Raw genomic sequence first — 4,381 nt, forward strand, 5'->3', positions numbered from 1 at the left:
CCAAATTAGTGAATGGCCTAACGGCCTGGATATATAGAGGAACCTCATGAAAGTTTATTACGAAAAAGATTGTGACCTGTCGATCATCCAGGGCAAAAAAGTCGCCATCATCGGCTACGGTTCCCAGGGCCACGCTCAAGCGTGCAACCTGAAAGATTCCGGCGTTGACGTGACTGTTGGCCTGCGTAAAGGCTCGGCCACTGTTGCCAAAGCCGAAGCTCACGGCCTGAAAGTAACCGACGTTGCTTCCGCTGTTGCTGCTGCCGACCTGGTCATGATCCTGACCCCGGACGAGTTCCAGTCCGCGCTGTACAAGAACGAAATCGAGCCGAACATCAAGAAGGGCGCAACCCTGGCCTTCTCCCACGGCTTCGCGATTCACTACAACCAGGTTGTGCCGCGTGCCGACCTCGACGTGATCATGATCGCGCCGAAAGCACCGGGCCACACCGTGCGTTCCGAGTTCGTCAAAGGCGGCGGTATTCCTGACCTGATCGCGATCTACCAGGACGCTTCGGGCAACGCCAAAAACGTTGCACTGTCCTACGCAGCGGGTGTTGGTGGCGGTCGTACCGGCATCATCGAAACCACCTTCAAGGACGAGACCGAAACCGACCTGTTCGGCGAGCAAGCTGTTCTGTGCGGCGGTACCGTTGAACTGGTTAAAGCCGGTTTCGAAACCCTGGTTGAAGCTGGCTACGCGCCGGAAATGGCCTACTTCGAATGCCTGCACGAACTGAAGCTGATCGTTGACCTCATGTACGAAGGCGGTATCGCCAACATGAACTACTCGATCTCCAACAACGCCGAATACGGCGAGTACGTGACTGGCCCGGAAGTCATCAACGCCGAGTCCCGTCAGGCTATGCGCAACGCCCTGAAACGTATTCAGGACGGTGAATACGCCAAAATGTTCATCAGCGAAGGCGCAACCGGCTACCCTTCGATGACCGCCAAGCGTCGTAACAACGCCGCTCACGGTATCGAAATCATCGGCGAGCAACTGCGCTCCATGATGCCGTGGATCGGTGCCAACAAGATCGTCGACAAAGCCAAAAACTAAGTCGTNCACNTNTANAAAAAAACGCGGCTTAGGCCGCGTTTTTTCGTTTGGGAGGCAGGTTCTGGTATAAAGCTGCATCGTTTGCGGGCGAACACTCGCCGCAAGTATTTGTCGAATTTTTTCACACCGTTGCAAGGTAAAGTCCATGAGCGAACGTCCCGACGAGCCAAGCCAGGCTTCTGGCGCCGATAGCCTGCTACCGATCGATGAACATGTCGAAGAAGGGCATGACGCGGAAGGCCGCAAGGTCCGGCATCGTGGCATCTATCTCCTGCCCAATCTGTTCACCACCGCGAACCTGTTCGCAGGGTTTTATTCCATCATCAGTTCGATGAGCGCCCAGAGTGCCTTGAGTGCCGGTGATTCAATTGGCGCGAGCAAGTATTTCGCGTTTGCCGCGATTGCGATTTTCGTGGCCATGGTGCTCGACGGCCTTGATGGTCGTGTCGCGCGCATGACCAATACCCAAAGCGCCTTCGGTGCCGAGTACGACTCGTTGTCGGACATGGTCGCCTTTGGTGTGGCGCCTGCACTGCTGGCGTTCGCTTGGGCGCTGGGTGATATGGGTAAGGTCGGCTGGATGGTTGCCTTTATCTATGTCGCGGGTGCAGCGTTGCGCCTGGCGCGCTTCAATACGCAAGTCGGCACTGCGGATAAACGCTACTTCATCGGTCTGGCCAGTCCGGCTGCTGCGGGAGTGGTGGCGGGTATCGTCTGGGCGTTCAGTGACTACGGGATACAGGGATCGAAGATGTCTTTCCTGGTGGCCTTGATGGTTGCGGCGGCCGGGATGTTGATGGTCAGTAACATCAAGTACAACAGCTTCAAGGAGTTTGACCTCAAGGGGCGCGTGCCTTTTGTCGCGATCCTCGCGGTAGTGCTGGTGTTTGCCGTGGTCTTCAGTGATCCGCCGCGCATTCTGCTGCTGGTTTTCCTCGCTTACGCGGCGTCTGGTCCGGTGCAATACCTGTTGCATCTTCGTCGGCACAAAAACGCCGAGTGATGTAATTTCCCNCATACTCCGCAGTCTATTGGTGCATCAGTTCTCCAATGCTGCGGAGTTGCCATGTTAATCAAGATCCCCAAAGCGTCTGACTGCCATGAGTCGGATGTCACGCCTGAATCCTTCTACCTTTCTCGACGCAATTTGCTGGGTGCAGCCGTTGCCGGTCTGGCGGTGAGCAGTCTGCCGCGCTGGGCCAGTGCTGACGAAGCCGCTCGTTACGCAGATGTCGAACCTGGGAAGGCGCCTTCCTGGTTTGCCGAAAAGCTTCCTTCTACTAAATGGGGGGCAGTCAACGTCAAGGATGAGGCGATCACGCCCTTCAAGGATGCAACCCACTACAACAACTTCTATGAGTTCGGCACGGATAAGGGCGACCCTGCCGCCAATGGCGGCTCGCTGAAGACTGAGCCTTGGACCGTGGTGGTGGATGGAGAGGTGGGTAAGCCGGGGCGGTATGCGCTGGAAGATTTCATGAAGCCTTATCAGCTGGAGGAGCGGATTTATCGTCTTCGCTGTGTTGAGGCCTGGTCGATGGTTATTCCCTGGATTGGTTTTCCGCTCTCGGCGTTGCTGAAGCAGGTCGAGCCGACAGCGAAGGCCAAGTTCATCCGCTTCGAAACGCTGCAGGATCCCAAGAGCATGCCTGGGCAGCGCTCTGGTTTTGCCTTGATCGAGTGGCCCTATGTAGAGGGTTTGCGTCTGGATGAGGCGATGAATCCGTTGGCGATCCTTGCGGTTGGCATGTATGGGCGTGAGTTGCCTAACCAGAACGGTGCGCCATTGCGTTTGGTGGTGCCGTGGAAGTATGGATTCAAGAGNGTGAAATCCATCGTGCGGATCAGTCTGGTCAGCGAACAACCAAAAACCACTTGGCAGAGCATTGCCGCGGATGAATACGGCTTCTACGCCAACGTGAATCCTACAGTCGACCATCCTCGCTGGACCCAGGCGCGGGAGCGTCGTCTGCCGAGCGGCTTGTTCAAGCCCAATGTGCGCGAGACGCAGATGTTCAATGGCTACTCGGATGAGGTCGCCTCTCTTTATACAGGCCTCGATTTGCGGAAGAACTACTGATGCGTTATCCGATCTGGCGCGTTGGCGTCTTTATAGCGGCTGCGGTCTGGCCGCTGTTTTGGTTGTATCAGGCCTGGCAGGATGTTTTAGGTCCTGATCCGGGCAAGGTGCTGGTTGATCGTCTGGGGCTGGGGACACTTATCCTGCTGCTGATAACGTTAAGCATGACGCCTCTGCAGAAGCTCACCGGTTGGGCGGGGTGGATTGCTGTGCGCCGACAGCTGGGGTTGTGGTGTTTCGCTTATGTGGTTCTGCATCTGAGCGGCTACACGGCGTTCATTCTTGGATTTGATTGGTCTCAGCTGGGTGTCGAGTTGCGCAAACGGCCGTACATCATTGTCGGGACGTTGGGGTTTCTCTGTTTATTGGCATTGGCGGTGACTTCTAATCGTTATAGCCAGCGTCGGCTCGGCAGCCGTTGGAAGAAGCTGCATCGTCTGGTGTATGTGATTCTTGGGCTTGGTTTGCTGCATATGTTGTGGATCGTTCGTGCCGATCTTAAGGAATGGGCTATCTATGCTTCTATAGGTGCGCTGCTATTAGTGTTGCGCATCCCGCCTGTGGCCCGTCGACTTCCGCGTTTAATAGCCAAAAAGGCACTTTCTACGAGAAAAGCNTAAATAGGNGTTGACGGCAGATTCTGGAAGTCTATAATTCGCCCCACTTCCGGCGCAGTCGAAACGGAAAACTCCTTGGTAAACAAAGAGTTACGCAGGGTTCGACAGCGAGTTGCTTCAGTTCATCGAAGCCCAGAAGGAGTTGGTAGGGCAGTGTTGTTTGGCTCTATTAACGTTTCGATCCTCTCGGTCGAAAGCGGAGAAAAAGAGGTGTTGACAGCAGCGTGTAACGCTGTAGAATTCGCCTCCCGCTAACGAGAGATCGGAAGCGCAAGTGGTTGAAGTTGTTGAAGAATTCTTCGAAAACTTCTGAAAATAATCACTTGACAGCAAATGAGGCTGCTGTAGAATGCGCGCCTCGGTTGAGACGAAAGATCTTAACCAACCGCTCTTTAACAACTGAATCAAGCAATTCGTGTGGGTGCTTGTGGAGTCAGACTGATAGTCAACAAGATTATCAGCATCACAAGTTACTCCGCGAGAAATCAAAGATGTAACCAACGATTGCTGAGCCAAGTTTAGGGTTTCTTAAAAACCCAAAGATGTTTGAACTGAAGAGTTTGATCATGGCTCAGATTGAACGCTGGCGGCAGGCCTAACACATGCAAGTCGAGCGGTAGA

Annotated in this window: 4 protein-coding genes and 1 rRNA gene; all 5 read left to right on the forward strand. The window is 54.6% G+C overall.

Annotated elements, in window-relative coordinates; genetic code table 11:
- Positions 1-46 precede the first annotated feature (46 nt).
- Positions 47-1,063 (forward strand): ketol-acid reductoisomerase, encoded by a 1,017-nt coding sequence (ilvC, locus tag B7L09_RS22035; protein WP_007948647.1) that lies wholly within the window; start codon positions 47-49, stop codon positions 1,061-1,063.
- Between the two features lie 145 nt (positions 1,064-1,208).
- Complete coding sequence (gene pssA, locus B7L09_RS22040) at positions 1,209-2,066, forward strand: CDP-diacylglycerol--serine O-phosphatidyltransferase (protein ID WP_094470632.1); 858 nt, start codon at positions 1,209-1,211, stop codon at positions 2,064-2,066.
- A gap of 63 nt (positions 2,067-2,129) precedes the next feature.
- Positions 2,130-3,143 carry a protein-methionine-sulfoxide reductase catalytic subunit MsrP gene (gene msrP / locus B7L09_RS22045; RefSeq protein WP_094470633.1) on the forward strand — a complete coding sequence of 338 codons (1,014 nt, stop codon included), beginning with the start codon at positions 2,130-2,132 and terminating at the stop codon, positions 3,141-3,143.
- The gene (gene msrQ / locus B7L09_RS22050) at positions 3,143-3,763 is read left to right on the forward strand and encodes a protein-methionine-sulfoxide reductase heme-binding subunit MsrQ (RefSeq protein ID WP_094470634.1); all 621 of its coding nucleotides are present in this window, start codon (positions 3,143-3,145) and stop codon (positions 3,761-3,763) included. Before msrP ends, msrQ begins: the two co-directional genes overlap by 1 nt.
- 545 nt (positions 3,764-4,308) lie before the next feature.
- Positions 4,309-4,381, forward strand: a 16S ribosomal RNA gene (locus B7L09_RS32170); the annotation flags it as partial.

The sequence above is a fragment of the Pseudomonas mandelii genome, assembly GCF_002251635.1.
Lineage (GTDB): Bacteria > Pseudomonadota > Gammaproteobacteria > Pseudomonadales > Pseudomonadaceae > Aquipseudomonas > Aquipseudomonas mandelii_B.